This window comes from Methanoculleus thermophilus (assembly GCF_001571405.1).
In the GTDB taxonomy this organism is placed as follows: domain Archaea; phylum Halobacteriota; class Methanomicrobia; order Methanomicrobiales; family Methanoculleaceae; genus Methanoculleus; species Methanoculleus thermophilus.
In genome coordinates, this window is the sequence record NZ_BCNX01000007.1 from 105371 (window position 1) to 129933 (window position 24563).

Consider the following 24563-nt stretch of genomic DNA (forward strand, 5'->3'; position numbering starts at 1 on the left):
TCAATTCCACACGAGTTCTTCAGCCAGGCAATCGCCCGATGGCCGGCTATGAACGGTCGATGGCGCCTTCAGCGATCTTTACACCCCTGCAATCTATCCGCTCCTTCCGGTGGACAGACGCTATAGACCGGATACGCGACTACACAAAATTTGCTGTTTCCTTGAGATATCACTGGTTAAAAAAGAAGGATGCCCGGAGTCAGAATCGCTGCTGCTCAGGCCAACTCGATATGCCCGGCGATCCGGAGTTTCCCGCCCTCGAGGTAGTGGAGCACCGCCGTGTCGCCCGGGAGGTAGACGAGATCCTTTTCGAGCGCAAGCGTGAGCGTCGGCTGCCGCCAGTCCCCATCATCCCGCACCGCCTCAACCCGCGCCGGGATGAACTGCATCCAGTGACCGAGGTGGAGAACAGTTCCTACGGCAAGCGGTGCCGGCCAGTACCTGACCAGGGTGGCTCGTGCCTCGATATGAGCCCCGGTCCGGATGTTGGGGTCGCTCGAGAGGACAAAACCTCGATCGAGTTCGTCGGAGTCGATGTTCTTGAGCGCGATCCCCACGCGGTCGCCTTCAGCGGCCCAGTCAAAGTCGTCGTCGTGCTTCTGGATGGACCGGACCGAGATCGCCTTCTCCCCTGGGTAGACCTTCAGGGTATCGTGCTTGTGGATACCCCCCCGCGCCACGACGCCGAGGATGACCGTCCCGATGCCGCGGACGTTGAAGTGGTGGTCGATGGGGATGGTTCCAGAAGCATCGGCACCGGGCTGGGAGGAGGGGCGGGCATGCGCCGCGCCAAGCATGAGATCGCGCAGCGCGATCGGATCAGCGTCTACGAACTCGTAGTGCTCAAGCACTGTCCCGCGGAAGAGCGGGGCGACCTCTTGTTGGGTCAGGTAATTCTGGAGGATGACGTAACCCCGCTCCACCCGCGCCTCATCGAGCATCAGTACCCATTCCCCGAGCGTCGGGGTGATCTCGCCGACAACGACAAGAGCCACATCAGCGAGCGATACGGCATAAAAGAGCGGAGCCAACCGCTCGGGATACCGTGTCGGTTCGATGAAGGTGACGGTATCCTCACCTTTCTTGAGGTTGTAGAATGTGATATCGGAGGTCGTGCCTTTCTTCCCGAGGTCCTTCGCGTACCCTGCGGGTCCCAGCACGGCAACATTCAGATTGCCCATATGCCAGATCGTTTGGTTATGCAGGGGTATGAGGTTTGCTCCATGCAGTTAGAGGGGAGAGATTCGCACATCGACGGGATCATTTGCATATACACCCGATCCAGGGTGAGAACCCCCACAGATAATCCAGATAGGTTTTAACAAAGTAAAATTAATTTTTATAACACACCTATGCGGAGAACGGCACCGATCATCATCGTAACACTCACCGGCGTGCTTCTCATCAGCATGGCCTCCGCGGTCGCTCTCGGACCAAGCGGGATCTCCCCTGGCTCGCTGTTTTCCTCGGATAGCGCCTGGATGATCCTCTGGGAGATCCGGTTGCCGAGGGTGATCGCCGCAGCGCTGGTCGGGTGCGCACTTGCCGTAGCAGGCACGGCCATGCAGGGGTTGTTCCGCAACCCCATGGCCGACCCATACATCATCGGTACCTCATCGGGCGGGGCGCTCGGGGCCACGATCGCGATCGTCCTCTTTGCCGGCACGGGACGCCCGGTACTCGCGTTCATCGGGGCAATGGTCGCAACATTCACCGTCTACTTCGTCGCCCGCAAAGGCGGCAAGATCCCGATCGAAACGCTCCTGCTCTCCGGTGTCGCCCTCTCAACGCTTCTGTCGGCACTCCTCTCCTTCCTCATGTATACCGCAGGGCAGAGCCTGCACCAGATTATGTTCTGGCTGATGGGAGGGTTCTGGAACATATCGTGGAACGACGTCTTCGCCGCCCTCCCTATCCTGATCGGGGTTGCAGGGATCTATCTCTTCGCACGCGACCTCAATATCCTCGCCTTAAACGAAGAGGACGCGACCCATCTTGGGGTGAACGTCGAGCGTGTGAAACGGATCCTCCTCGCACTGAGCGCGTTCCTGGCGGGCATTGCCGTCTCGATCGCCGGATCGATCGGGTTTGTCGGCCTCATTACCCCGCACGTTATGCGGCTGATCGTCGGGCCCGACCACCGCGTTCTCTTCCCTGCAGCCGCGCTCGCAGGAGCCATCCTCCTCGTATGGGCAGATACGCTCACAAGAACCTTCACGAGCGACATGCCTGTTGGCATTATAACCGCCTGCTTCGGCGCACCGTTCTTCATATACCTCCTCCGGAGCCGGATGAAAGCATGAAACCGATTGAGATCATCGATATCGACGTCTCCTACGGCGCCAAAAAGATCCTCGAAGCGATCACGTTCAACGCAGACGCAAGTGAGATCCTCGGTATCGTCGGGCCGAACGGATCGGGGAAGACGACGCTCCTGAAAGCGATGAGCCGGGTTGTCGCCCGGGATAACGGAGATATCCGGCTTGAGGGACGGGATCTTGACTCATTCGAGCATCGTGAACTTGCGCGCAGGGTTGCGGTCGTTCCGCAGGATATCTCAATCGGCTTCGATTATTCTGTGCGCGACGTCGTCATGATGGGCAGGCACCCCTACATCGGAAGGTTCGCCTCCGAGACGGCCCAGGATATGGAGATCTGCGATCGCGCCATGCGCCTTGCGAACGTCGCACATCTCGCCGGGACCTCGGTGCGTGACATCAGCGGCGGGGAGCGCCAGCGCGTGCTCATAGCACGGGCGCTCGCACAGGAGCCGAAGATCCTGCTCCTCGACGAAGCAACCTCGAACCTCGACGTCAGCCACCAGGTCGAGATCCTCAACATCATCCGGGATCTTGCGGAGGAGATCACGGTCGTAAGCGTCTTTCACGACTTAAACCTTGCCGCACACTACTGCGATCGGCTCCTGCTCCTCAAAGATCGGAGGGTCTACGCCCTGGGAACGCCCTCCGAAGTCCTGACCCGTGAGAAGATCCGCGAGGTCTTCGGGATGGAGGTGCTCGTCAAATCGCACCCGCTGACGGGGAGACCATACGTCCTGCCGGTGTATATGCACCAGTCGGGTTCGGGGGGGAACCGACGGGTGCACGTAGTCTGCGGCGGGGGGACGGGCTCCGATATCCTCCACCTCCTCCATACTGCGGGTTTCGCGGTCACCTGCGGTATCTTAAACGTCCTCGACACGGACTACGGGACGGCCATGCACCTCGGTATACCCTGCGTCGCAGAACCCCCGTTTCACAATATCACCCCGAAATCACTCGCGGGCCTCCGGGAGTGCCTTGACGGCGCAGATACCGTCATCGTTACGGCAATGCCGATCGGCAAGGGGAACCTCGACAACCTCCAGGTGCTGCTCGACTATCCCAAAAAGCCCATAATCTTCTACGCAAGAGACCACACCGCCCGGATGGAAGACTTCACCGGAGGCGAAGCCTGGGCGGTGCTGACAAACCTTGAGGCGCGCGGGGCGCACCGAATCGAAGGGGCGGCGGAACTTCTTGCCTATCTCTCGCGGGACGGGTCCGGGTGCGATCGCACCCCCTAACGCCAAGCACGGTGAAATGCACAGGATCGTTTGGGAAGGGGAATGAGAGGCCTATGACAAGTAAGCGCCTTTATGCCGCACCGTGAATCCGATTTGTAAATAATGACTTCAACGCAACTATACTATAGTTATGCAAACCAAGCGCCTGTTACTCATCGTTACATCGCTCATCGTGCTGCTCCTGCTTGCCGGGACGGTCGGTGCGACACCCACAGACGACGGCGAACGATCCATAACGGTGATCGACGACTCCGGGAAGACCGTCCTCATCCAGGGAGAACCGCAGAGAATCGTCTCGCTCGCGCCTTCCAACACCGAGATCCTGTATGCCCTCGGGCTTGAAGACCGCATCGTCGCCGTCACCGAACGCTGCGACTATCCCCCGGCAACAGCAGATAAACCGAAGGTAGGCGGTTTCAGCACCGTCAATATCGAGAAGGTGATCGCTATGGAGCCCGACCTGATCTTCGCCGCGCCCGCCAACACCGACGAAGTCATTGACCGCCTGCGATCGCTCGGGATGACCGTCGTCACCCTCGACCCGCAGACGATCGACGGCGTCCTGCACGACATCGAACTTGCCGGACGGGCGACCGGGCAGGAAGAGCAGGCATCCGTGCTCATCAGGGAACTTCAGCAGCGTATAAGGGCTGTCACCGAGAACCCGGCCGAGAGCCCGGCCGACCATCCGTCCGTCGCCCACGTCATCTGGTACGACCCACTCTGGGTCAGCGGCCGGGGGACGTTCCAGAACGAGGTGATTACGCTGGCCGGAGGAATCAATGCGTTCGGTTCCATCGAGGAGTGGGGAATCGTCAGTCTTGAAGAGTTCATCGTTACGGATCCGGATTATATCCTCGTCAGTTCCGGCACCGGCATGAGCAAGGAGGGGTACGACGTAATCTACGACTACTTCATGAACGAACCCCGGATGCAGAATCTGAAAGCGGTCAAGAACGGTCATGTCTACGTTGTCGACGCCGACACCGTCAGCCGGGGGGGACCACGGATCGTGGATGCGCTTGAAGAGGTGGCAAGAGACCTCCGCCCGGATCTCTTTGATGAGCCCGCTCCGAAAGCGATCCCTGCAACCCAGGCGCCTGGATTCGGTCTGATTCCACTCGTCTGTGCGCTTTTCATCGTCCTCCGGCTCAGAGCAAAGAGATAGGGCCAGGAAGGTATACACACCAGATGCCGTATCCAGGGGTAATAACTCTTGAGTGACTGGAACTCGGGCTTCATGCCGCCGCGAGAGATAATTGGCTGCTCGACCTGCTGCCTGATGGACCGGCCACTCGAGGAGGCGCTCGGCCTCATTGCCGGCCGTACGGGCCTTGCGGAGATCCTCTCCGATGGTCCCCATAACCTCTTTCGGTCTGAAGTGGTCTGTCATTCGTTCGATCTCCGCTACACCGTCCATGCACCGGTAGCCGATATCAACATCGCGTCGGAGAACGAACACCTTCGAAGAGCGGCCATCAGAGTGATTGCAGACCTCACTGGAATATGCGATAGGATCGGCGCCGAACGGCTGGTCGTTCACCCGGGACACATCTGGGGAGAAGAGATGCGCGGGTCCGCGCAGGCTGCTCTCGACCGATCGCTTGAAGACCTCGCCGCAGTTCAGCAAGAGGTGAACGTCCGGTTCGCCGTCGAGAATATGGGAGCGTGGGAGGTCTGTTTCTTCCGGGAGCCGGGGTTCCTCGACCGCCTTGCGGACCTCGGTCTTGGGTTCGCCCTCGACGTGGGGCATGCCCACACAAACGGCAACCTGGAAGAGTTTCTGGAGCGAGGAGGAGCAATTCATGTCCACCTGCATGATAACTGCGGCAATCGGGACGACCACCTGGCATGCGGGGAGGGGAAGATCGATTTTTGGCGTGTAATCGCGGCCCTCCCCCGCAACGTCACGATGATCGTCGAGCCGACCCGGTTTAACCAGTTTGAGAAGAGTCTCGAACACCTAAAGCATTACAGTTCCTTCCCGATCAGCCGTTCCACCGCCGCGCGGAACCCGCGAAACGCTCCCGAGACCTCAGGGCCTTCTGAGCCCGGATAGGCGTTTGCGCCAGAAACGACGATCGCCCGTCCGTCCATATCCAGCCTCAGGTGCCAGTACGTGACGTCGCAGCAGGAGTGAGCGGAGAGATACTCCGGCTCCCATTCCCAGACGCCGAGCCGGTCGACGGTTTCCCGGAACTGCGCCCACTCCTCCGGAGCCGGCGATGCCTCCATCACCTCCCCGGAGTAGCCGCCGGCACTTGCCCGCTCGTAGAAGAGCCGGCCTTCTGCGAGCCTGACATAGAGGGACGGCCCGACACTCCCGCCGATGTAGAACTCGAACGCCTTCGGAGGTGCACCGTTGCGCATACCGGGTTTATACGAGCAGCACGGCCAAATATCCTGCGGTTGCCAGGGCCATGCAACAGATACAGGCGACGTCGGCGCGGCCCGGCGAGAGGTTGCGCATCGGCGTCCGCCTGCCGGAGCGGTAGCCCCTGAGATCGATGGTCAGCCCGAGGACCGTGGCTTTCCCGAGAGAGTTTGAGACCAGCGGGATGATGATGGGAAAGAGCCCTCGTATCTTCCCGGCAAGGCCCTTTCCGGGGTTGTAGGCGCGGGCGAGCTGCGCTTCATGGATCCGTTTCCCTTCAAGTTGCAGGCTCGGGATGAACCTGAGGGCTATCAGGAGCATGAGCGTGTAGTCGACGGGCATGCGAAGGCGGTCCATGAGATGGACGAGATCGCGCGGCTGCGTCGATATGACCAGGAGCTGGAAGGCAAAGAGCATCGCCGCAAACCGAAGCGACATCGCAACGGCAAGGTCAACCGCGCCCGCCGTGATCGGAAAGGCCCCCCCGATCACCGGGACTGTGGGTGGGACCAGGTAGCCAAGGATAGCACCGCTTCGGATGGTGAGGACCGTGAGGAGGAGCAGGCTTGCCGCGAGAGAGAGGAGCAGAGGCACCTGGCGAAGAAGGTCGCGGGCGAGTCCGCTTGCTATCGCCACCACCACGACCGCCCCGGCAAGGAGCGCGAGCATCACGAGATCGCTCGTCAGCACCGCAAGGGCCACGACGAGGGCCGCAAAGATCAGTTTGGTGAGTGGGTGGAGGCGGTGAAAGGCGCTCTCCCTGGCGACGTACTGCATAATCTCAGACATGGTTCCTCCATACTGGCACTTTCGCTACCGATGATCCTTCCCTGTTCCATCCGTATGATCCGGTCGGCATACCTCTCTCCAAGACGCAGATCATGCGTCACCATGATGATCGCGCGCCCCTCCTGCCGTAAGCGTTCGAGAATCTCCATGATGCGCGCTGCCTCGCGGGCATCAAGCCCGGTCGTAGGCTCATCGAGCACGATGACCTTCGGCTGCATGGCGATGACGCACGCTATCGCGAGGCGCTGCCGTTCACCCCGTGAGAGCGACCGGGGGTAGTCCGTCCTTCGATGGAGGAGACCGACCTCCCGCAACGCAGCCTCAACCGGCTCATTGTTGCAGTGAGGATCGATATTCCGGACCCCGAAGGCCACTTCGTCCTCAACAGTCTCCGCAAAGAGCATGGTATCGGGGTTCTGAAAGACAAGGCCCACACGCCGCGCGAGATCCGCTATCGGGACGGTTGCCGCATCCAGTCCGTCGACAGAGACGCTGCCTTCGGTTGGGCGAAGCAGCCCGTTGAGATGCTTGATGAGCGTTGTCTTTCCTGAGCCGTTCTCCCCAACCACGGCCACGATCTCACCGGGAGCAACATCGAGATCGATACCTTTGAGGGCTGCAACCCCGTCATAGCGGTGGACGAGATTCCGAATGGATACGATCGCAGGTGCACCATTTTCAGGTGCTGTTACCGACTGGCGGCAAAAGGGGAGCCCATCGTCAGTTAGGTGGTGCAGAAGGGCATCTTGCATCATCTCTGCCAAAGACCCCACTCTTCTGATCGAACCGTCCTCGATGAGGATTATCCGATCCGCAATTTCAGTCAGTTCGTCGAGTTTCTGCTCGACGATGAGCACGGTCGTGCCCTCGTCCGCGAGCCGCCGGAGGAGGGAGGCAACCGCACGGGTCGCTCCAGTATCCAGTTCAGCGGTCGGCTCGTCAAGGATCAGGATCTCCGTCCCGAGAGCAAGGGTTGCTGCGAGGACAACACGCTGCTTTTGCCCACCGGAGAGGGTGTGCGGCGCCCGGTCCGCGAGATCGACGATCCCGGTCGCCTCCATCACGTAGCGGAGCCTCTGCTGCATCTCCTCCCGGGGGATTCCGAGATTCTCTAGACCTGAGGCCACCTCCTCTTCGACGGTCGTAAAGATGAGCTGAGCATCGGCATCGTCAAAGACCACGCCGACGCTCCTCCCGATCTCGCCCATGTTCCGGTAGTCCTGGACGTCTTTACCGAGGATGGTGACTGTCCCCTCGATGATGCCACCGTACTCGTGATGGAGGATGCCGGATGCTGCAAGACAGAGGGTCGTCTTCCCCGCCCCGGTAGGCCCGGTGACGAAGACGATCTCGCCCCGCCGGATATCAAGGTCGATTCCCTTGAGGGCCGGTGTTACGGAGCCCGGGTAGGTATAGGAGACCCCCTGAAGGCCAAGGACTGTCTCCCGCTCGATCTCAGGGCTCATCGACCTGATTCACACTCCGTGTCGGGACCGTCTGCCTGGTCGAACGCATCAATGCCCGCGATGCCGGCACCTCGAGCACCTGGCTAACGACAGCGTTCACCGCTGCAGTGATGAGGACGATCGGAACGGTGACTGCAAGGAACGCACTGACGGTCCCGAACGTCCCAAGCACCGTTGGGGCCACCGCGAGGAGTGCGACAAGGATGAAGGTGAACCCGCTTGCGAGGGTGGCTAGAAGCGTCGTTACGGCCGGAGCGAAGACGATCCGGTCTTTCAGTGCCAGGTAGGCCCCAAGGCAGACGACCGCTCCGATTGGCTCACTGATGAGATTTGCCGGCGGGAAGATCGAGTGGCTGAGAAGGGCACAGATGATACCCGCGACAATGCCGATCCCGAGTGCCTCGCGGAGCGTTGGCAGAGCAAGAATGATAGCAAGGCTATAGAAGGCGATCACAAGGTTCGATACGATGGGACCGGGGATCAGGAGGGACATATACCTGATGATGGCCCCTACGGCAAGGAGTATGCCGACAACTGCAATATATCTCGACTTCATGGTATCAATATACAATATGGCGTTCGACAGCGGTCCGGTTTGAGTGATGAAACGAGTTACGCACGCCAACGTGGCTGAGGGAGCGGCCAGAAGAGCTCCTGCGGGGTGGTCGCAGGGAAGGCAGAGGGGATGGATCTCCCCGACACCATCGGATACATCACAGTACATAGATGTACATTTATGTATATATAATCGACGATCTGTTAAGAGTCACTTCGAACCACCGCCGTGCCGGGCACAACACCTCCATCGCCGCATCATCGATGTCCTGGAAGTCTCAAATCTCCGGAGACGAAGCCAGCGGCTTAAGGGTGACGGTCTCATCCGGTGGCTCCTCTCCAATTATGCGGGGAGAGTGCGCTCAATGCCACCAAGCGCATCGGCAAGCCGCCGGGTGCTTGCCTTCGGCTCGCCGCCCGTAGGGGTGAAGCGTCCTCCGTCAAGGGCGGCGCAGATCGCCCCGATGGCCTCTGGATGCGACCGCCCGTAACCTCCCTCGAGCACGAGGGCAAGGGGCGTGGGACTTTGGTCCACAAGCATCCCCACCAGAACTCCAAAGTCCTCGGGGCGAAGTCGCATTGAGCCAAGCGGGTCATCAAAGAGGGCATCCTGGCCTGCCGATACCACGACCAGATCCGGTTCAAATCGCTCAAGCGCCGGAATGAAGACTTTACGAAAGACTAAAGCGTAATCGGCACCGGTCGAACCCGGTTCAAGCGGGGCATTGATGATATGACCGGCACCCTGCTCATCCGGCCATCCGGTCCCGGGGAAGATTCCCGCCTGATGAACCGAACAGTAGAGCACCTGGCCGGAGGTGTAAAACACCGCCTGTGTCCCGTTCCCGTGATGCACGTCCCAGTCGAGAATTGCCACCCGATCGATCTCACGGAGCGCCCTCTCTACCGCCACGGCGACGTTATTGAAGAGGCAGAACCCCATCGCCCGGTTGGGCTCGGCGTGGTGTCCAGGCGGGCGGACCAGGGCAAACGAGTGTTCACCATCAAGCGCCCGGTTCACTGTAAGGATTGCACCTCCTGCTGCATACAGGGCCGAATCGAACGAACCCTGTGTGACATAGGTGTCGGGGTCGATGTAGCAGGCCCGACGAGGGGGGCACTCCCTGCAGAACGACCGGACGGCTTCGATATGCCGGTGCGTATGCACCAGCGCCAGATCTGCGAGCGTCGCCTGTTTTGGGGTTATGCGGCGAGCGTCCGCCGGTACGCCCAAAAGAGCTGCATCGAGACGTCCCTGCGACTCGGGATGGCCGGGATCGTCATGGGCACGGAAGAGATCGCCCGTTACGATCGAGTATGGCATGACCCGGAGATTGGAGGCACCGATCATGAATCTTGCCCATGGACCCGGGTGTGCATTTATATGGGGAAGCAGTCATGGAAGTCTGCATGGTCCCGTCCAGTATGATCTCCCCGTCTTACATCTATGCCTGCACGCGATTCCGGGTACGGAAGACCACACTCCTTCCTCGTGAAGAATACCTGAGGATCATGCAGATGAGCATACCGGAGATCATCACCCACCTTGGCCGACAGGAGGATTACAGGCAGGATATCGTGAGTCTTGCGCATGAGTTTACCGGTGCGCAACTCATCGAAGAGGCAGTAAACCAGAACCTCTCGCGGTCCTTCCATCACGCCACGGCGATCGCTCCCGGTGACCTGCAGACTCTGACGAGAGAGTATCTTGCCCGGTGGGATATTGCAAACGTCATGGCAATCCTGCGGGGCACGGTCCACAACGTGGATCGACAACAGATCCGCGACCTCCTCATCCCGGCGGGGGAGATCGACGACGCGCACCTCAATCACCTTCTCTCTCTTGCATCCTGTAGCGAGGTTATTGATGGGCTTAGAGGCTGGCGGTTCTACCCGGTCCTTGCAGAGCAATACCGGGCCTGCGGAGAGAAAGGTGTCTTTGCCCAGTTTGAGAATGAACTCTACCGCGAATACTATACCAAACTGCTCAATCTCGGCACATCCGGGTGCAGTGGGTGCCAGGAAATGATTGCTTACCTCCGGTTCGAGATTGATATCACCAACATGAGAAACCTCCTCCGGCTCCATTGTGCAGAAGAAGCATGCGACATCACCACCATCGAACGGACTATGATCCCGGGCGGCCGGATCCCCCTAAGCCTCTTGCAGCGACTTTACGGCATTGAGACGGAAGGAGAGTTTCTCAACGTCTTCCTCAAGACCGATATCGCTCCGGTTCTGGCCCAGGCGGTGCGCGAACTCCGGCAGGACCCGGACTTCTCCAGCACTGATGCCGCAGAACTGGTCTGGCAGCGGTGGCACGAGCGCCAGCGGCCGGTTCACGAGATCGAGATGGCCATCACCCGGATCAGACTTCACCAGATGGAGGCCCTCTCCCGGCGTCACCCATTCTCAGTTCTCCCGGTACTTGCCTACCTGGAGCGCAAGAGGTATGAGATTGCAAATCTGAGGGCAATCGCACGAGGCAAGGCATTCGGGCTGCCGGCAGAGCGAATATGGCAGTACATCGTCGTATAGGAGCTCAACCATGCCACCGGACAAGATCCAACCCACCCGGTCCGGCCTTCTGATCGTCAGGCGGCAGTTGGCACTCGCGAAGCGGATACACCGGCTCTTATCGATGAAACTCGACGGTATGATGCTGGAATTAACCAAACTCGCCGAACAGGCTGCCCTGCATCGGAGAGTTCTCGAGAAAAGGTACACCGGGGCCCGTGAGATGGCGGCGGTCGCCACCATGATGGAGGGGGGAACCGGAGTGCTCCTTGCAGCTCTCTCGGTTGAGACCGCCCCGACCTACAAGGCCGGGCGCAAGAATGTCTTTGGAGTGCACCTCCCTGACTTCGAGCCGGTTATGATAAAAAAGACGCTTGAGCAACGGGGCTATGGTCTCCTCGGAACCTCGTCAGTCATCGATGATGCCGCTGATGCCTACGAAGATCTCCTCGAAGCAATCATCACAAGCGCCGAACTCGAAGGCGGGGTCAAACACCTGCTCGACGAGATCGAACGGACCCGGCGGCGGGTGAACGCGCTGGAGTTCAAAGTCATCCCGGAACTTGAAGAGATTCGTCGGCTTATCGAGGACCAGCGCGACGAGATGGAGCGCCAGGAGTGGACGCGGCTCCGCCGTATTAAAAAGATAAAAGCAAAGAGAACAATACCCTAGGAGGTCTCGGTCTCTCGCTTCTTTAGGCACTTGATTGTGGTATCCACAATCGCGCCGAGAGCGTCCACGCCGAAGGTCTCAGACGAGAGGACGATATCGTATACCGAGAGGTCGGCGATATCGATGTTATAGTAGTTCTGGTAGCGAGTTGCTTCCGAACGCTGCCGGTTCTCGGTATAGATCCGAGCCTCTTCTTCGTCCATTCCGTCACGGCCTGCTATCCGCTTTGCCCGGCAGGAGAGGGGTGCAGAAAGCCAGATCCGGAGATCGGCGTTCTCAACCATCCATCCTGAGAGTCGACCCTCGATGATGATATCATCAGTCTCCTCACCAATCTCCTTCTGTCGGGCATCGATCATCTTGTCAATCGAGGGATCGTTCTCCGCAAGCCTGCCGAACTCAGCGAGATCCATGCCGTGCTCCCGGGCGAGCTGGCGAAAGACCTCCCCCGCGGAGATGATCTTAAATCCATATTTTCCGGCCAGGTAACGGGCAAGCGATGTAGTGCCGCTTCCCGGCGGGCCGCTGATAGTGATTCGCATCAGAGCCCTCCGATGTTAAGTGACTTCCTTATCACCTGGCTGATGGTCAGCGAACAGATCATATACCAGAGGATCCAGGCAGGGATAATCCAGAACGCGAAGTCCGAGAGGCCAACCGTTCCAAGGAAGGGCAGAACGATGCCGTTCGTGATGCTGATCTCCGCCCCTCCAGGAGGGAGACGGAAGAGAAGCCAGAAGAAGATCGGAACCGTCAGGATGAGGATGATCGCCATCGGGGTAAACTGCTGTCGGGATAGTTCAAGCTGCTCCTGCATCATCCGCTCCTGCTTCGTCTGAAGTTTCTTGATCTTCTTCTCGTCCCCGGAGAGCTGGGCTTCCCGGAACTCCTTCTGAAATGCTCGCATCTTTGCCTGCGACTCCTGCATCTTCTCGTAATCGATGGTGTACTTCTGGACGAGCGATGAATAGAGACCTGTGATACTGGAGAGGACCAGAATCATGACAAAGAATGGTACGCCGAGGGTATCTATGAAGGGGCCCAGCAGTGCATCCATTATCGCACCGATCGTCACTCGCACCCACTCGATGCTGTACGAGAGGAAGACCAGCATGGTGAAGAGGAGGGCGATCGTCGGGCCGTGCTTCTTCAGGTCTACCATGTCAGGTTACCTCAGCGCACTCACCAGGTCGTCAATGCCCTTCTCAAGCAGGAAGTTCTCGTTTCTGACTATCTTGATGGTGCAGCCGGTGTACATCGCATATGCCGCGCTGATGGCACGGTTAAACTCCTGGTGCTCTGCAATCTCGCGGAACCCCTCCATATCGCGGATCCTCGAGGCATCGCCAAGCCGGCGCGTCAGGATCTGGTCCGGGTCGGTCTCAACAAGCACGATCATATCGGGCATCAGTTCCCGGAGCACCCACTCAGGCAGCCCTGCAAGAAAACCGCCCGGGGTCTTGACGCTGCTGTGGGTGTCGATAATAATGTTCGAATCCCCGCTCATCGCGGCGATCTCGGATGCAGCAGCCTGCTGGAGGCGCTTCTGAACATCTTTTCCAAGCTTGCGCATCTCATCGCGATTCGAGACCAGGTTCTCTTTCATGGCCACTTCGAACATACACGTGCCGAAGTTGACAGCCTTATAGGGGATACCCTCAGCCGCCAGTCTCTCCATCGCACCGTTGATGACGGTGGTCTTCCCAACGCCGGGAACCCCCGTCACGACAACTTTCTTCCCCAAATCTATCACTCCATTAGCATTGGGTTTGCGTGTAAAATAAATCCGCGCCTGAAGAATAATTCCTTTCGGAATCATGTCGGGCGATCGCGGAAGGAATCGCGTGATGACCGGATGACCTGTCCAGGGTTAACCCGTGCTTGAAAAGAGCAATAATTTCAGGAAAACGAACCGGCCCCCAGAGGGGCTTCAAACGATCTTAAAATATCGGGAAAGGTGCGGATGCACCTTTGAACTTACTCTTTCCCGAAGAACCCGCGCATGAACGGGTACATCTCCATGATCTGCTGACTTGCGATCTCCTCGTAGAGGCGGTAGGTGATACTCACCGCAAGCAGCAGTCCAGTTCCTCCGACGGCCCCGATGACACCGAAGAGGTTCGCCACGACCGAGAGGATACCGATGAACGCACCACCGATGATGGTGATCCGCGGGATGTAACGGTCGAGATACTTCTCGAGCACCTGGGCGTTTCGGCGGTATCCGGGGATCTGCATTCCGCTCCTCTGGATCTGCCGGGCGACGTCCTTTGAATCGAGGCCGGCGGTCTTAACCCAGAAGAGCGCGAAGATCGCGCCTCCAACCACCATGACGGTGATATCGATGCCCATACGCAGGAGTATCTCCCAGGGAGCGTGCCCAAGATCGCTGAGCCACCACATCCAGTCTTGAGGGGAGTTGATGGGTGCGATGTACCACATCAGGCCGTTGATCGGCACCTGCCCCTGGAACTCACCAAAGATCGTGATCCCGGCGTTCGAGAGGAACATCCCGATCATCTGGATGTTCGCCTGCAGCACCCGGACAAGGATCATGGGTAGAACGCTCGCATAGATGAGCTTCACCGGGAACCGTGCACGGGCACCGCGGACAGCGCTGTGCGCAAGCGGGATCTCGATGCGGGTCGACTCCACGTAGACGATGACCATGAAGATCACGATCGTCGTGATAAGGGCCAGGATATCCGTGCCGAAGTACTCAAGGAAACTCGCACCCGACGTCCCTATGGCAATCAGTCGCGGGAAGAACCCGATCGGGAAGGGATCGGTGCCCGTCTGCCAGTTCAGGAAACCGTTCACGAGACCTTGCGAGACACCAGCGACGATGAAGAGCCCCACGCCGGAACCAATTCCCCACTTGGTGACGACCTCGTCCATCAGCACCACAAGCAGACCGCCGATGCAGAGCTGGAGGAAGATCAGGAACGAGACCAGAAGCATGTTCCCGCCGAAGATCTGCATTGCCACCGACGGGTCGGGCATCATCATCCCGCTCGCAACCATGGGGAACGCTTCGACGACGATCATCACGAAGATGAGCAACTTCTGCAGGCCCATATACATGACCTGCCCACGTGCTTCACTGGTATCGATCTGTAGGAGTCCAGCACCCTTGAGCAGCTGCAACACAATCGATGCGGTGACGATCGGCCCGATACCAAGATGCAGGAGCGAACCGCTCGCACCGGCAAGCAGGGCGCGGTACAGACCAAAGATATCCTGAGACTGCGGGGAGAGTCCAAAGATGTCAATGTTGGTCAATGCGAAGTAGAGGAGCAAGATTGCAAGCGTCCACATCAGTTTGTTCTTGAAGTGGACATGCCCCTCCGGACCTTTGACTGCAGGCATTGCTGCAAGGATGGGTTCGAATCTATCCAGCAGTTCTCCCATGGTATTTCACCTAAAAAGGATCAGACGGTCACTGCCTGACCGCCCATCTCCTCAATTTTTGCCCGGGCTCGTTCGGAGAACTCCCGTGCAGAGATACTCATCTTGTGAGTGACTTTTCCGCCACCGAGTACCTTATCGATACCGAGTTCGGTGACATCGAGGGCGATGAGATCGCCCTCCTGAGTGGCCAGCCCCTCACGGAGCAGCGCCTCGGCCATCTGATCGATCTCCCCGATGTCAAGAGCGGAGACCGGCACGCTGGTCTTGTTGACAAAACCATGCTTGCCGTTGGATATCTCACCCTTCAGGTAGAAGTGGGAGAAACGGTGGTCACGCTGCCCGGCTCTACCCCGTCCACCCCTGTTGCCGGCGCCACGCCGGTTTTTGTGCGTGCCGCCGCCGCAGGTTCGTGAACCCCTATATTTGGATCTCTTATTTACGGGCATGTATCTCACCTCATCTTATAGAGGAGATCGTTGATCTTGGGGCCGTAGTAACCGAGAGCCCCACCTTGCTGAAAGGTTCGCTTGATTGTTTTATAGCCCTTTCGCGGTGGGTGCAGTCTCAGCACCGGCTTGATCTCCGCAAGATCGCGCAAGTTTATCTCACCCTTGCAGAGGGCTGCCGCAAACTCGTCGATGTTGGCATATGAGGTATGCGCACGGATGTAGTCGTCGGTCAGCCGCTCGTCCCCGGTTAATCGACCCCGGGTGCGCAGGAGGGTGGCCAGAGTCTCCGGCTCCACCTCGCCGTACGCCACGAAGTCCTTCACCTTGCGAATCATGCCAAGATACGCCGGGGTATCAGGCACGAGGACACAGTGGTTGACGTGGTGCAGACGGAGCATCTTTAAGGTGTCCTTGATCTCGCGGTTGGTGTTGACCACACCGCGTACCTGCACTATCGCGTACATCACTCTTTCCCTCCAATCCTGACGATATTCGTCTGTCGGAGTGCCTCAAACGTCGCCTTGGCGTAGTTGATCGTCGTCCGGGTCTGCCCCCGGTTAAAGGCCCAGACATCCTTGATGCCTGCAAGCTGCAGGACCTTCTTCGGGATATCCCCGGTCACAAGACCGATCCCCTGCGGGGCGGGCTTCAGCGTCACACGAACGCTGCCTGCCTTACCGGTCACTTCGATGGGAATCGAGTGGGCAGTCTCGCAACCACATTCCCAGCTCCCGCATCCACGGGAGACCTTGATGAGATTCAATTTCGCGTTTGTTATTGCTTTCTGGATTGCGTTGCCAACCTGGGCATCCTTGCCCTGGCCGAACCCGACATAGCCGTTCCGGTTGCCAACGACCACAACGGTCCGGAACTTCACGCGGCGACCCGAGTCGGTCATCCTCTGGACCATGTTGATGTCCAGCACCTCGTCCTCGAGGTCGGGCACGAGGAGGTCGACGATCTGCGGCTCCTTGATCGGTCTGCCGCTTGCGAGCACCTCGTCAATACTGGTGATCTCGCCTGCGGCGACCTTGCGCCCGAGACCGGTGAGCGGAACCCATTCTTCCTGTACGTATGCCATGTCACACCAGCTCCTTCTTGATGGCCTGAGCCACAGCCTCTACATTCTCCACCAGGTCACCCGCACGCTCGGGGGCATACCCGGCAATGTGGGCACCTTTGAGACGATCCTCATCGGGGAGAACCGATTCACCGTGGGGAACGTCGAGACCTGCATCCACTGCTCCCTTAAGGGCAGCAAAGACACGTGCACCCGGTTTCGCCCGGGCAAGCCCGATATCAAGGATTGCCTCATCGTACCCCGCATTCAACGCCTTGACTGCAAACAGCATCCCGGTCAGATAGGCAGCCGGGGTGCACGAAGTCGATCCCTTGTAGCCATACTTGACAAGTTCAGTCGAGTATGCGGCTACCAGGGTGCGGTCTCCCTCAATCTCGGGGACGATCAACTGCACGATGATCTGCCGGTTTGTCTTCCGGACAACCATCCGTGGTGTTCCCGATGACAGGAGCGCCATCCGCTTGTAATAATCTGTCTTGCCCTCATGCCTTCTCCGGAAGGGCACGAAGTATCTTGGGCCAGTTGCCATTATCTCATCCTCCCTGCCATCGCCTCAATCTGAGCCTCAAGGTACGACACACTCCGGAACTGTCCTCCGGAAGCCCGCCGATACATCACGCGATAGAGACTCCGTTCGATTCTGCCTTCGTCGCGCATCTGGCGCAGAACACGGCGCTGTGCACGGATCTTGCGCATCCATGCCTGTTTCTTGGGATTTCGAGCGCCAGCGGCACCCTTTCTCCGTCCGGGTCCTTTCTGGTGACCGTAGGAACGCTTTGCCATCCGTGCACGGGTCCTGCCCCGGCTGTTTCCCTTCACGGGGTGTGCCCGGATCGCACCCTCCGCAATGAGCTCGCGAAGGTCGTTTCGGGAGATAGCAGCCTCAATATCGGCCTGGCGCTCAGGATCGAACCAGACACGATTGACACCGCACTTTAGGATGGCTGCCGCTATGCGCTTCTGGCTTGCGAGATCACTCATTCTCGCTCACCTCTTCTTCGGTCTTAGCGGGTTCTTCGACAGCACGGGTGAGGTCCTTTGCGTTCAGAACTTTGAGCCCCAGTTCCATGGCCCGCTTCTGAATCTCTCCACGCTTCCTGTTACCCACAGATCCGCCGATCCGGACAGCCTGAGTCTCCGGATTCAGCCCGGCAAGTTCTGCAGGCGTAAAAACCCGCACTTCTTCATAGCCGCTCGGGTGCATGCCGCGGACCGCAGCGGGGCTGCCATACCCAGGTCTCGGCAGAGCGCCCTTTGCCTTGATCTGGCGTCTCTGCTTGCTGTGCAGACCACGCGGGCGCCGCCAGACATCTTCCAGTTTTGCTTTTTGCCAAAGCCCCTGCCTCTTAAAGGAGGGCTTGTTGTGCCGGGTACGGACGCGGATCAATCTTCTTGTCTCATCCATCTTCTTCACGCCCTCTCGGTGATGTAAATGCCGTCCTGGAACACCCTGGGGTCCCGCTTGGTGATCTTGGTCGCGTGTTCGATGTTTGCGGCCGTGTTGCCCACCTTCTCTTTATCGATACCGGTGAGAATCACCTCGTCGCTCCCAAGCCGGACAGTAACGCCTTCAACGATCTTTGCTATCCGGGGCTGCTTCTCGCCAAGGAAGTTGTTGATCTCAAGACGATCGCCCTGCAGTTTCAGCTGGATCGGGAAGTGGCTGTAGACCACTTTCATACGATACTCGTAGCCTTCAGTGACCCCCCGGATCATGCTCTTTATCAGGGCCTCAAACGTGCCGCACATTGCAAGGAACCGCTTCTTGTCAGACGTCGTGGAGACGACAACCTCTCTGTCGTCAACCGTGACATCGATCTGCGGGAAACGCATGTTCCGTGCCAACGTGCCCTTCGGTCCCGATACCTTGAGCATGGTGCCTTCGAGTGCAACATCCACACCAGGAGGGATCTCAACCCGTCGTGTAACTCCCATATGCATCTCCTCCCTTCAGTAGACGAATCCCAGCAACTGCCCGCCGATACCCTGGCCGCGAGCCTCCGCATGGGAGATGACTCCTTTTGAGGTTGAGACAATCAGGATACCGAAGTTCTTTGCAGGGAGATACTGCGACTCCCAGTATTCCATATCAGCCATCGCCACCGCGAACCGGGGGGAGATGGCGCCACACTTATTGATCATTCCGGTAAGCTGGACCCGGAACTGGCCGCCGCGGCCGTCGTCAATGAACTCGAAGCCGCCGATAAAGCCGTTTTCCTGCATAACGCGGAGCATTGAGCCGAGGAGTTTGCTGGCGGGTTCGACAATTACCTCACTCTTCCCAGCATCGCTGGCATTCTTGATTGCGCTCATCGCGTCAGCGATTGGATTCAGTCGTGCCATATTCTCGAAACCCCCTAGTTCATCTTCTTAAAGCCCATCTTGCTCGCCCACTCGCGGAAGCACTGGCGGCAGAAGTAGATGCCGTACTTACGTACAAGCCCCTGTTTCCGACCGCAGATGCGGCATTCGTTTGCCCCACGGCCGAACTTCCTCTTATTCTCGCTTACCGAAGGGGCCCCTGATTCTTCTGCCATTCCTTACACCTCCACCTGATAGTGCTCACGCATGAACGCGATGGCTTCCTCTTTATTCACTTTCTGCCTCACCGGCAGTTTCCTGCGCCCGACGCTCCGACGCGCAACTCGCACGCCCTTATACTCGAGCACAATGTTGATGTCCATGCCGTAGATGCCGACCATCGGATCGTACACCATTCCCGGGAAATCGGTGTGCTCCTCGATACCGAAGGAGACGTTGCCGGTCTGGTCAAACTGCGAGGGCGCGAGCCGCCGATCGATGATCTCAAGCGCGGTCTGGATGAACTTCTCGGCATTCTCCCGGCGCAGGGTGACCTTGCACCCGATGGGTGCGCCCTTCCGGATGCCGAACGCCGGCTGAGTCCGCTTTGCGATGGTTCGAACTGGCTTCTGGCCGGTGATCTGCTTCATAATATCCTCGGCCTTGACCAGACGCTCACCGCTCTCACCAACGCCCATGTGCACAACGACTTTGTCAATGTAGATATCCTTCATTGCACTCATGCCGAGGCCTCCAGTTCGGGCGCTATTGCGGAGCGACCGACCATGAAGATATAATCCTCAATGGTCTCAAACCGCTCCCCTGACGAGTCGTCCACGAGGACGACACGGTTCGGGACGGAACTTGCAGTCTTGATGATCTCAACGATCCTGCCAACCTTTCCGGAGTGCTTCCCACCCACAATCATGGCCACATTGCCCTCCGCGAAGGGGAAGTGATCGACGATCCGGAACCGCTCTTCGCCGTCAACCCCGAGGGTCACCACGATAGAGTCTTTTGTCTTGTAGGTGTTGTCGGCGAGTATGTTTGCGCCGTATGCAAGGTTCAACTGGACTTTGCCGCCCTTAATGACGGTCTTATTCCGGATCTTGCAGAGCCGGGTCTTTGCGGACTCTGCCGGGATCTCAACTCCAACCAGGTTGCCCTGCTTGTCGAGCTGTATCCGGTAGTGCTTGTTGAGTCTCGGGATCGAGACGATATCAAAGACACCAAGGCCTATCTGCGGGTCCTTGCAGATTCGCCCATTGACGACGATATCGCGCTGGTGCAGGATCTTCCTGACCTCGCTTGCATTCTGCGCAAGACCAACGTGCTCACGGAGCCAGACCCCAACCGGCAGGGCACCGGCGTTGTGGGGGCCCGGAGCGGTCTTCATGACGAATTTCTGTACTTTCTTCGGGATGTGCCAGGACTCCGGCGCCACCAGTCGCTTAAGATAGGGGGACATTATTCTTCGCCTCCGAGTCTCTCCGCACGGAGTTTGTCTTTCAGATTGAGCTTCGTGATCTGCACGTTCGAGGGATCGATCGGCCGGGGAACCTCAGTTCCATCCGCCTTCGTCACCGTAACACCGTGCACAACCAGCCGGCACGTCTTCATATCTACCGCGTCGACGACGCCCTCTTCACCAGCGAAATCTCCGCGGAGGACTTTCACGGTGTCGCCCTTGACCACACGGACTCTCCGGGTTTTGTGCTTCTCACGGAGTTCGGGGGAGAGCGGTGCGGAGAGGAATCGCCCCCTGGTGTGGTTAGGTGCGTTGTAACGCGCCTTACGCTGTTTTCTCGGTTGTTTACTTGCTATGCGTACCATTTTGTCACCACACCTTACACGATCATCGTCGCCATTGAGGCGATCTTGGGGTACCGCTCTGCGATCTCACGGGGGACAGCACCCTTGATCTCGGTTCCCTTCGGCTCGCCGCGGTCGTTGACCAGCACCATGGCGTTGTCCTCGAACGAGAGACGGATGCCGTTCGCGCGGCGGATCTCTTTCTTCTGCCGGATGACCACAGCTTTTTCGAGCTTCCGCCGCATCTCGGGGGTGCCCTTCTTGACACTCACGGTCGCCATGTCGCCGATGCCCAGGCAGGGCTGCCGCTTCCGGACGCCGTGGTAACCATCGACCGAGACGACCTCAACAAGTCGTGCGCCTGTGTTGTCAGAGCAGACCACCCGGGTGCCGGTGGCGAGGGCGCGTGGAATGGTCGACTGCAGCGCCTTCATTCCTTCATCACCTCAACCACAACGAAGTTCTTGGTCTTTGAAAGCGGTCTGCACTCCGCGATCCGGACCACGTCGCCTACGCTGGGATGCAGACAGGGTGTGCTGTGGGCATGATACCGGGACCTGCGCTTCTCGTACCGCTTGTATTTCTTGACGTAGTGGAGGTACTCACGCTCCACGACGACTGTACCGCTCATACGGTCGCTCACGACTTTGCCGGTAATCACCTGGCCGTGTACCGGCAAAGTGCCGTGAAACGGACAATTTGCGTCCTCACATTCTGTTTCCGGAATGGGGACATCCAACCCAATGTTTCGTGCCATTATTCATCCTCATTTATTTGATCCGCATGCTAATCCGCCGCTCCGGCTGCGCCTCCAGGCTCGATCCGTCTACATCGACGATCGTGCCGTCCGGGAGCCGGATGCGAAAGACACTGGATCGTTTTGGTATCCGCTTCTTCTTCCCCTCGGTCTGGATGATCAGGGTATTCTTGGTCTCATCGATGATGCGGCCAGATACCCCGACATGACCGGGGTTGCTTGCAGAGACGACCAGAACGTTCAGGCCGAGCAACTCGTGCCGCAGAACGTTCTGGGGAGAGATCATGCGTTCCTCCGTGCGTTCTTCTCAGTCTGGATACGCGCGATCGTTCTCTTAACCTCGCGGATCCTCCCGGGGTTCTCAGTGGCACCGCCGGCGCTGACTTTCCCCCGCCCCTGGATCAGTTCAAGGGTGAGCTTCTGCTCCTGCTCGATAAGCTCGGTATCGGAGAGCTGCCTCACTTCTTTTGCGCGAAAGATTGCCATTTATCTCTCCTCCAGGAACTCCTCTTCAAAGATATCCTCGTCGGGTTCTTCATCGAACTCATCCTCGAAGGGAACTTCGCTGACTTCCTCGGGCTTAGGGGCCTCAGGAGCCTTCTTCTGCTGGGGCTCGACAACCTCAAAGGTATCTGGCAGTTTTGCACCCGGCGGGACGATCTTAACCTGGACACCGATGGTCCCGAGTTTCTTGACGGCAATTGCATAGCCCGTCTCGACGATCGTCTCGCTGGGCTCGCCGCTGTGCTTGACGTAACCCTCGGTGAACTTCTGGGTCCGCGCCCGGGCCCCGGTCAGTTTCCCGGAAATGACGACTTCGCAGCCGAGCGCACCGGAATCCATCACGCGACGGATCGTGCTCTGTCCTGCCTTCCGGAAGTACCAACCGCGCTCAAGAGCGTTTGCCAGCCTCTCCGCCATGATCTGGGCGTTGAAGTTGGGGTTCTGGATCTGCTGGACCTCCACCTGCGGGGACTCAACACCATAGGTGGTGGCAAGATCCTGGGTGAGTTGCCGAACCTGCTTACCGCCCTTTCCGATCACGATACCGGGCTTCTCCGCAAAGATGGTCACCTGGGTACCAAGCGGCGTCCGGGTGATGTCCATGCCGCCGTACCCCGCCCGCTTGAGTTCGTTCGCCAAGAACTTCTCGACGCAGACGTTGCGGACACCGTCCATGATAAACTTCTTCTCGGTCGCCATTACGCCACCTCGCTCACGATGATCTCGATGTTCACGGTCTCCCTGCGCTTCGGGGTGGCGCGGCCCATTGCACGTGGGAAGAACGCCCGAAGGCCACGGCCAGCGTTGGCAGCAACGTGGTCGATCCTGAGTTTCCCGGTATCGAGACCGATATACTCGGCGTTCTTCTCAACGGACTCAAGCAACTTGATGTATGCCTCCGCAGCCTTGACCGGGTACCGCCCTGCGGGCCACTTTGAGAGGCCGCGCTTGTGGGCGACGTTCCGTTTGAACCGCCTGAAGGGAATAGCCTTCTTTAATGCCACCACGTCGGTGAGGTATGCCTTTGCCTCGGTGGTGGTCATGTTCCGGATGAACCTGGCAATCTCAATCGAGTGCTTGGGGGAGACAGGGAGCTCGTTCGCCTTTGCACGAGCGACGTTCTCGCCCACAATCTTTGCAGAGTATTCTGTCCTTGCCATAGCCATCACTTCAGTGGTACGTACTTACTCGACCTGGTCGCACCGATACCAGCGCTGCCGTGGGTAACTTTCTTGCGGGTCAGTGCAAACTCTCCAAGGTAGTGGAAGACCGCCTCAGGCTGGATCTCCACCTTCTGGAACTCCTTACCGTTGTGGACCAGGATAGTCTTGCCGACCATCTCGGGCATGACAACCATGTCACGCAGATGGGTGCGGATGTTTTCGTCCCCCGACCGGATGTCGGAGAGGAGTTTCTCGTGCTCCCTTGAGAGACCGCGGTTAAACTTCCTGCGTGCCCGGGACGGCATGATCGACAGCAGTTCGGTGAGAGCCATCTGCTGCAGATCCTCAATGGAATAGCCGCGATAGGTGAATTCCTCTCGCCGCCGCGGCATTCGCTTCTGTGCTTTCTTTGCCATGCTTCATCCCTCACTTCTTCCACTTGCCGGTTCTCCGGGCGGCAATGTGTCCCACTTTTCTGCCAGGCGAGGTCCCATGGGAGACAGTCTTTGGCCGTCCGCAGTGCTGGTGACCACCGCCACCGAACGGGTGGTCGATGACGTTCATGCAGACACCCTTAACACGGGGCCATCTCTCAGCGGAGGACCTGACGTGGAAGGCTTTCTTTCCTGCCTTGACGAACGGCTTTTCACCCCGTCCGCCGCCAGCAACGATACCGACGGTTGCCATGCAGGCACCGTTGAACCACTTGTTCTTGCCGCTCGGCATCCGAACACCGACACGGCCGTCTTCAGACTTGCCGATGACGAGAGCCTGAACACCGCTCGAGCGGACGAATTTACCGCCGTCGTTGGGCCGAGCTTCGATGTTGCAGACGTACGCACCGACCGGGATCTCCTGGAGCGGAAGGGTGTTTCCGTTCTTCACCTCACCGCCTGGTCCCCAGGAGAGTCCATCCCCTACGCCGAGCCCTTCAGTGGCAAGGACATATACCTTCTCGCCGCTCTCAAGCCTGACAAGGGCGATCGGTGCGTGGCGGGACGGGTCATGCTCGATATCGAGAACCACTCCGGACGTCAGAGCAGTATTCTTCCCCGCATGTCTCAGGTCGGCTTTATACCGGTGCGACGGTGCACGGTACGAAGGGCCGCCTCTACCGCGGCTCTGTGCTATAATTCGATGTGCCAT

At 58.7% G+C, this 24563-nt stretch carries 36 protein-coding genes; 6 read left to right on the plus strand and 30 right to left on the minus strand.

Annotation, left to right across the window (positions count from 1 at the left end):
- Positions 1 to 215: 215 nt before the first annotated feature.
- Positions 216 to 1181, minus strand: a complete 966-nt coding sequence (locus tag MCUTH_RS06325; protein WP_066957245.1) for an EF-Tu/IF-2/RF-3 family GTPase — start codon at positions 1179 to 1181, stop codon at positions 216 to 218.
- A 171-nt stretch (positions 1182 to 1352) separates the two neighbouring features.
- On the opposite strand from MCUTH_RS06325, the gene MCUTH_RS06330 reads away from it, so the two are divergent.
- The 4 genes from MCUTH_RS06330 to MCUTH_RS06345 all read left to right on the plus strand — a co-directional run bounded on the left by MCUTH_RS06330 (position 1353) and on the right by MCUTH_RS06345 (position 5624).
- Complete coding sequence (locus MCUTH_RS06330; protein WP_066957246.1) at positions 1353 to 2303, plus strand: FecCD family ABC transporter permease; 951 nt, start codon at positions 1353 to 1355, stop codon at positions 2301 to 2303.
- Entirely contained in the window at positions 2300 to 3565 is a 1266-nt protein-coding gene (locus MCUTH_RS06335; RefSeq protein WP_066957248.1) for a heme ABC transporter ATP-binding protein, read from the plus strand. Before MCUTH_RS06330 ends, MCUTH_RS06335 begins: the two co-directional genes overlap by 4 nt.
- Before the next feature lie 130 nt (positions 3566 to 3695).
- The gene (locus MCUTH_RS06340; RefSeq protein ID WP_066957250.1) at positions 3696 to 4733 is read left to right on the plus strand and encodes an ABC transporter substrate-binding protein; all 1038 of its coding nucleotides are present in this window, start codon (positions 3696 to 3698) and stop codon (positions 4731 to 4733) included.
- 48 nt (positions 4734 to 4781) lie between these two features.
- Entirely contained in the window at positions 4782 to 5624 is an 843-nt protein-coding gene (locus tag MCUTH_RS06345; RefSeq protein ID WP_150468717.1) for a sugar phosphate isomerase/epimerase family protein, read from the plus strand.
- Here MCUTH_RS06345 and MCUTH_RS06350 read toward each other — a convergent pair.
- The 5 genes from MCUTH_RS06350 to MCUTH_RS06370 all read right to left on the minus strand — a co-directional run bounded on the left by MCUTH_RS06350 (position 5537) and on the right by MCUTH_RS06370 (position 10073).
- On the minus strand, positions 5537 to 5935 hold the full coding sequence (locus MCUTH_RS06350) for a hypothetical protein (protein ID WP_066957254.1): 399 nt from the start codon (positions 5933 to 5935) through the stop codon (positions 5537 to 5539). The two genes, MCUTH_RS06345 and MCUTH_RS06350, sit on opposite strands and share 88 nt — an antisense overlap.
- A gap of 7 nt (positions 5936 to 5942) precedes the next feature.
- Positions 5943 to 6728 (minus strand): energy-coupling factor transporter transmembrane component T family protein, encoded by a 786-nt coding sequence (locus MCUTH_RS06355; RefSeq protein ID WP_066957256.1) that lies wholly within the window; start codon positions 6726 to 6728, stop codon positions 5943 to 5945.
- Positions 6659 to 8194 carry an ABC transporter ATP-binding protein gene (locus MCUTH_RS06360; protein ID WP_066957258.1) on the minus strand — a complete coding sequence of 512 codons (1536 nt, stop codon included), beginning with the start codon at positions 8192 to 8194 and terminating at the stop codon, positions 6659 to 6661. Before MCUTH_RS06360 ends, MCUTH_RS06355 begins: the two co-directional genes overlap by 70 nt.
- Entirely contained in the window at positions 8184 to 8750 is a 567-nt protein-coding gene (locus tag MCUTH_RS06365) for a hypothetical protein (RefSeq protein ID WP_066957260.1), read from the minus strand. The genes MCUTH_RS06360 and MCUTH_RS06365 overlap by 11 nt, the downstream gene beginning before the upstream one ends.
- Before the next feature lie 342 nt (positions 8751 to 9092).
- Positions 9093 to 10073 (minus strand): histone deacetylase family protein, encoded by a 981-nt coding sequence (locus MCUTH_RS06370; protein ID WP_066957720.1) that lies wholly within the window; start codon positions 10071 to 10073, stop codon positions 9093 to 9095.
- Positions 10074 to 10147: 74 nt separating this feature from the next.
- Between MCUTH_RS06370 and MCUTH_RS06375 the strand changes: the two genes are divergently transcribed.
- Complete coding sequence (locus tag MCUTH_RS06375; protein ID WP_236707438.1) at positions 10148 to 11287, plus strand: V-type ATP synthase subunit C; 1140 nt, start codon at positions 10148 to 10150, stop codon at positions 11285 to 11287.
- A 10-nt stretch (positions 11288 to 11297) separates the two neighbouring features.
- On the plus strand, positions 11298 to 11939 hold the full coding sequence (locus MCUTH_RS06380) for a V-type ATP synthase subunit D (protein WP_066957262.1): 642 nt from the start codon (positions 11298 to 11300) through the stop codon (positions 11937 to 11939).
- On the opposite strand, the gene cmk is transcribed toward MCUTH_RS06380, so the two are convergent.
- The 24 genes from cmk to MCUTH_RS06500 form a co-directional block, all read right to left on the minus strand.
- The gene (gene cmk / locus MCUTH_RS06385) at positions 11936 to 12481 is read right to left on the minus strand and encodes a (d)CMP kinase (RefSeq protein WP_066957264.1); all 546 of its coding nucleotides are present in this window, start codon (positions 12479 to 12481) and stop codon (positions 11936 to 11938) included. The two genes, MCUTH_RS06380 and cmk, sit on opposite strands and share 4 nt — an antisense overlap.
- On the minus strand, positions 12481 to 13101 hold the full coding sequence (locus MCUTH_RS06390) for a DUF106 domain-containing protein (RefSeq protein WP_066957267.1): 621 nt from the start codon (positions 13099 to 13101) through the stop codon (positions 12481 to 12483). Before MCUTH_RS06390 ends, cmk begins: the two co-directional genes overlap by 1 nt.
- Positions 13102 to 13107: 6 nt before the next feature.
- Positions 13108 to 13683 (minus strand): adenylate kinase, encoded by a 576-nt coding sequence (locus MCUTH_RS06395; protein WP_066957269.1) that lies wholly within the window; start codon positions 13681 to 13683, stop codon positions 13108 to 13110.
- A 233-nt stretch (positions 13684 to 13916) separates the two neighbouring features.
- Entirely contained in the window at positions 13917 to 15350 is a 1434-nt protein-coding gene (gene secY, locus MCUTH_RS06400; RefSeq protein WP_066957271.1) for a preprotein translocase subunit SecY, read from the minus strand.
- A gap of 20 nt (positions 15351 to 15370) precedes the next feature.
- The gene (locus MCUTH_RS06405; RefSeq protein WP_066957274.1) at positions 15371 to 15796 is read right to left on the minus strand and encodes an uL15m family ribosomal protein; all 426 of its coding nucleotides are present in this window, start codon (positions 15794 to 15796) and stop codon (positions 15371 to 15373) included.
- Positions 15797 to 15801: 5 nt separating this feature from the next.
- Positions 15802 to 16263: a 50S ribosomal protein L30 gene (locus MCUTH_RS06410; RefSeq protein ID WP_066957276.1), complete on the minus strand. Its 462-nt coding sequence runs from the start codon at positions 16261 to 16263 to the stop codon at positions 15802 to 15804.
- Positions 16263 to 16880 carry a 30S ribosomal protein S5 gene (locus MCUTH_RS06415; protein WP_066957278.1) on the minus strand — a complete coding sequence of 206 codons (618 nt, stop codon included), beginning with the start codon at positions 16878 to 16880 and terminating at the stop codon, positions 16263 to 16265. The genes MCUTH_RS06410 and MCUTH_RS06415 overlap by 1 nt, the downstream gene beginning before the upstream one ends.
- 1 nt (position 16881) lies before the next feature.
- A complete protein-coding gene (locus tag MCUTH_RS06420) occupies positions 16882 to 17409 on the minus strand; it encodes a 50S ribosomal protein L18 (protein ID WP_066957280.1) in 528 nt (175 codons plus the stop codon).
- Positions 17409 to 17861: a 50S ribosomal protein L19e gene (locus MCUTH_RS06425; protein WP_066957281.1), complete on the minus strand. Its 453-nt coding sequence runs from the start codon at positions 17859 to 17861 to the stop codon at positions 17409 to 17411. Before MCUTH_RS06425 ends, MCUTH_RS06420 begins: the two co-directional genes overlap by 1 nt.
- Positions 17854 to 18285, minus strand: a complete 432-nt coding sequence (locus MCUTH_RS06430) for a 50S ribosomal protein L32e (RefSeq protein ID WP_066957724.1) — start codon at positions 18283 to 18285, stop codon at positions 17854 to 17856. The genes MCUTH_RS06425 and MCUTH_RS06430 overlap by 8 nt, the downstream gene beginning before the upstream one ends.
- Positions 18286 to 18290: 5 nt before the next feature.
- Positions 18291 to 18815, minus strand: a complete 525-nt coding sequence (locus tag MCUTH_RS06435) for a 50S ribosomal protein L6 (protein WP_083524805.1) — start codon at positions 18813 to 18815, stop codon at positions 18291 to 18293.
- 15 nt (positions 18816 to 18830) lie between these two features.
- The gene (locus MCUTH_RS06440) at positions 18831 to 19223 is read right to left on the minus strand and encodes a 30S ribosomal protein S8 (RefSeq protein WP_066957285.1); all 393 of its coding nucleotides are present in this window, start codon (positions 19221 to 19223) and stop codon (positions 18831 to 18833) included.
- A 14-nt stretch (positions 19224 to 19237) separates the two neighbouring features.
- A complete protein-coding gene (locus tag MCUTH_RS06445; protein WP_066957287.1) occupies positions 19238 to 19417 on the minus strand; it encodes a 30S ribosomal protein S14 in 180 nt (59 codons plus the stop codon).
- Between the two features lie 3 nt (positions 19418 to 19420).
- Positions 19421 to 19924 carry a 50S ribosomal protein L5 gene (locus tag MCUTH_RS06450; protein WP_066957289.1) on the minus strand — a complete coding sequence of 168 codons (504 nt, stop codon included), beginning with the start codon at positions 19922 to 19924 and terminating at the stop codon, positions 19421 to 19423.
- Positions 19921 to 20649, minus strand: coding sequence for a 30S ribosomal protein S4e (locus tag MCUTH_RS06455; protein WP_066957291.1), 729 nt, complete (start codon positions 20647 to 20649; stop codon positions 19921 to 19923). The genes MCUTH_RS06450 and MCUTH_RS06455 overlap by 4 nt, the downstream gene beginning before the upstream one ends.
- On the minus strand, positions 20649 to 21014 hold the full coding sequence (gene rplX / locus MCUTH_RS06460) for a 50S ribosomal protein L24 (protein ID WP_066957293.1): 366 nt from the start codon (positions 21012 to 21014) through the stop codon (positions 20649 to 20651). Before rplX ends, MCUTH_RS06455 begins: the two co-directional genes overlap by 1 nt.
- A 14-nt stretch (positions 21015 to 21028) precedes the next feature.
- Positions 21029 to 21427 (minus strand): 50S ribosomal protein L14, encoded by a 399-nt coding sequence (gene rpl14p, locus MCUTH_RS06465; RefSeq protein WP_066957295.1) that lies wholly within the window; start codon positions 21425 to 21427, stop codon positions 21029 to 21031.
- Positions 21424 to 21750, minus strand: coding sequence for a 30S ribosomal protein S17 (locus MCUTH_RS06470; protein WP_066957297.1), 327 nt, complete (start codon positions 21748 to 21750; stop codon positions 21424 to 21426). The genes rpl14p and MCUTH_RS06470 overlap by 4 nt, the downstream gene beginning before the upstream one ends.
- Positions 21751 to 21763: 13 nt before the next feature.
- Positions 21764 to 22036 carry a ribonuclease P protein component 1 gene (rnp1, locus tag MCUTH_RS06475; protein WP_066957299.1) on the minus strand — a complete coding sequence of 91 codons (273 nt, stop codon included), beginning with the start codon at positions 22034 to 22036 and terminating at the stop codon, positions 21764 to 21766.
- Positions 22033 to 22236, minus strand: coding sequence for a 50S ribosomal protein L29 (rpmC, locus tag MCUTH_RS06480; protein ID WP_066957301.1), 204 nt, complete (start codon positions 22234 to 22236; stop codon positions 22033 to 22035). Before rpmC ends, rnp1 begins: the two co-directional genes overlap by 4 nt.
- On the minus strand, positions 22237 to 22953 hold the full coding sequence (locus MCUTH_RS06485) for a 30S ribosomal protein S3 (RefSeq protein ID WP_066957303.1): 717 nt from the start codon (positions 22951 to 22953) through the stop codon (positions 22237 to 22239).
- Positions 22953 to 23414, minus strand: a complete 462-nt coding sequence (locus MCUTH_RS06490; protein ID WP_066957726.1) for a 50S ribosomal protein L22 — start codon at positions 23412 to 23414, stop codon at positions 22953 to 22955. The genes MCUTH_RS06485 and MCUTH_RS06490 overlap by 1 nt, the downstream gene beginning before the upstream one ends.
- A gap of 5 nt (positions 23415 to 23419) precedes the next feature.
- Entirely contained in the window at positions 23420 to 23833 is a 414-nt protein-coding gene (locus MCUTH_RS06495; protein WP_066957305.1) for a 30S ribosomal protein S19, read from the minus strand.
- Between the two features lie 10 nt (positions 23834 to 23843).
- A complete protein-coding gene (locus MCUTH_RS06500; RefSeq protein ID WP_066957307.1) occupies positions 23844 to 24563 on the minus strand; it encodes a 50S ribosomal protein L2 in 720 nt (239 codons plus the stop codon).

Bases quoted from the DNA above. Each gene is read 5' to 3' on its own strand.
- MCUTH_RS06355 (WP_066957256.1), bottom strand. From the start codon at position 6,728: ATGTCTGAGATTATGCAGTACGTCGCCAGGGAGAGCGCCTTTCACCGC.
- MCUTH_RS06365 (WP_066957260.1), bottom strand. From the start codon at position 8,750: ATGAAGTCGAGATATATTGCAGTTGTCGGCATACTCCTTGCCGTAGGG.
- rpl14p (WP_066957295.1), bottom strand. From the start codon at position 21,427: ATGAAGGCGCTGCAGTCGACCATTCCACGCGCCCTCGCCACCGGCACC.
- MCUTH_RS06335 (WP_066957248.1), top strand. From the start codon at position 2,300: ATGAAACCGATTGAGATCATCGATATCGACGTCTCCTACGGCGCCAAA.
- MCUTH_RS06375 (WP_236707438.1), top strand. From the start codon at position 10,148: ATGGAAGTCTGCATGGTCCCGTCCAGTATGATCTCCCCGTCTTACATC.
- MCUTH_RS06405 (WP_066957274.1), bottom strand. From the start codon at position 15,796: ATGCCCGTAAATAAGAGATCCAAATATAGGGGTTCACGAACCTGCGGC.
- MCUTH_RS06430 (WP_066957724.1), bottom strand. From the start codon at position 18,285: ATGGATGAGACAAGAAGATTGATCCGCGTCCGTACCCGGCACAACAAG.
- MCUTH_RS06440 (WP_066957285.1), bottom strand. From the start codon at position 19,223: ATGGCACGACTGAATCCAATCGCTGACGCGATGAGCGCAATCAAGAAT.
- MCUTH_RS06340 (WP_066957250.1), top strand. From the start codon at position 3,696: ATGCAAACCAAGCGCCTGTTACTCATCGTTACATCGCTCATCGTGCTG.
- MCUTH_RS06390 (WP_066957267.1), bottom strand. From the start codon at position 13,101: ATGGTAGACCTGAAGAAGCACGGCCCGACGATCGCCCTCCTCTTCACC.
- MCUTH_RS06435 (WP_083524805.1), bottom strand. From the start codon at position 18,815: ATGGGAGTTACACGACGGGTTGAGATCCCTCCTGGTGTGGATGTTGCA.
- rpmC (WP_066957301.1), bottom strand. From the start codon at position 22,236: ATGGCAATCTTTCGCGCAAAAGAAGTGAGGCAGCTCTCCGATACCGAG.
- MCUTH_RS06500 (WP_066957307.1), bottom strand. From the start codon at position 24,563: ATGGCACATCGAATTATAGCACAGAGCCGCGGTAGAGGCGGCCCTTCG.
- cmk (WP_066957264.1), bottom strand. From the start codon at position 12,481: ATGCGAATCACTATCAGCGGCCCGCCGGGAAGCGGCACTACATCGCTT.
- MCUTH_RS06490 (WP_066957726.1), bottom strand. From the start codon at position 23,414: ATGGCAAGGACAGAATACTCTGCAAAGATTGTGGGCGAGAACGTCGCT.
- MCUTH_RS06325 (WP_066957245.1), bottom strand. From the start codon at position 1,181: ATGGGCAATCTGAATGTTGCCGTGCTGGGACCCGCAGGGTACGCGAAG.
- MCUTH_RS06470 (WP_066957297.1), bottom strand. From the start codon at position 21,750: ATGGCACGAAACATTGGGTTGGATGTCCCCATTCCGGAAACAGAATGT.
- rplX (WP_066957293.1), bottom strand. From the start codon at position 21,014: ATGGTACGCATAGCAAGTAAACAACCGAGAAAACAGCGTAAGGCGCGT.
- MCUTH_RS06420 (WP_066957280.1), bottom strand. From the start codon at position 17,409: ATGGCAACTGGCCCAAGATACTTCGTGCCCTTCCGGAGAAGGCATGAG.
- MCUTH_RS06330 (WP_066957246.1), top strand. From the start codon at position 1,353: ATGCGGAGAACGGCACCGATCATCATCGTAACACTCACCGGCGTGCTT.
- MCUTH_RS06370 (WP_066957720.1), bottom strand. From the start codon at position 10,073: ATGCCATACTCGATCGTAACGGGCGATCTCTTCCGTGCCCATGACGAT.
- secY (WP_066957271.1), bottom strand. From the start codon at position 15,350: ATGGGAGAACTGCTGGATAGATTCGAACCCATCCTTGCAGCAATGCCT.
- MCUTH_RS06380 (WP_066957262.1), top strand. From the start codon at position 11,298: ATGCCACCGGACAAGATCCAACCCACCCGGTCCGGCCTTCTGATCGTC.
- MCUTH_RS06410 (WP_066957276.1), bottom strand. From the start codon at position 16,263: ATGTACGCGATAGTGCAGGTACGCGGTGTGGTCAACACCAACCGCGAG.
- MCUTH_RS06485 (WP_066957303.1), bottom strand. From the start codon at position 22,953: ATGGCGACCGAGAAGAAGTTTATCATGGACGGTGTCCGCAACGTCTGC.
- MCUTH_RS06495 (WP_066957305.1), bottom strand. From the start codon at position 23,833: ATGGCAAAGAAAGCACAGAAGCGAATGCCGCGGCGGCGAGAGGAATTC.
- MCUTH_RS06350 (WP_066957254.1), bottom strand. From the start codon at position 5,935: ATGCGCAACGGTGCACCTCCGAAGGCGTTCGAGTTCTACATCGGCGGG.
- MCUTH_RS06360 (WP_066957258.1), bottom strand. From the start codon at position 8,194: ATGAGCCCTGAGATCGAGCGGGAGACAGTCCTTGGCCTTCAGGGGGTC.
- rnp1 (WP_066957299.1), bottom strand. From the start codon at position 22,036: ATGATCTCTCCCCAGAACGTTCTGCGGCACGAGTTGCTCGGCCTGAAC.
- MCUTH_RS06455 (WP_066957291.1), bottom strand. From the start codon at position 20,649: ATGTCCCCCTATCTTAAGCGACTGGTGGCGCCGGAGTCCTGGCACATC.
- MCUTH_RS06415 (WP_066957278.1), bottom strand. From the start codon at position 16,880: ATGGCATACGTACAGGAAGAATGGGTTCCGCTCACCGGTCTCGGGCGC.
- MCUTH_RS06425 (WP_066957281.1), bottom strand. From the start codon at position 17,861: ATGAGTGATCTCGCAAGCCAGAAGCGCATAGCGGCAGCCATCCTAAAG.
- MCUTH_RS06445 (WP_066957287.1), bottom strand. From the start codon at position 19,417: ATGGCAGAAGAATCAGGGGCCCCTTCGGTAAGCGAGAATAAGAGGAAG.
- MCUTH_RS06450 (WP_066957289.1), bottom strand. From the start codon at position 19,924: ATGAGTGCAATGAAGGATATCTACATTGACAAAGTCGTTGTGCACATG.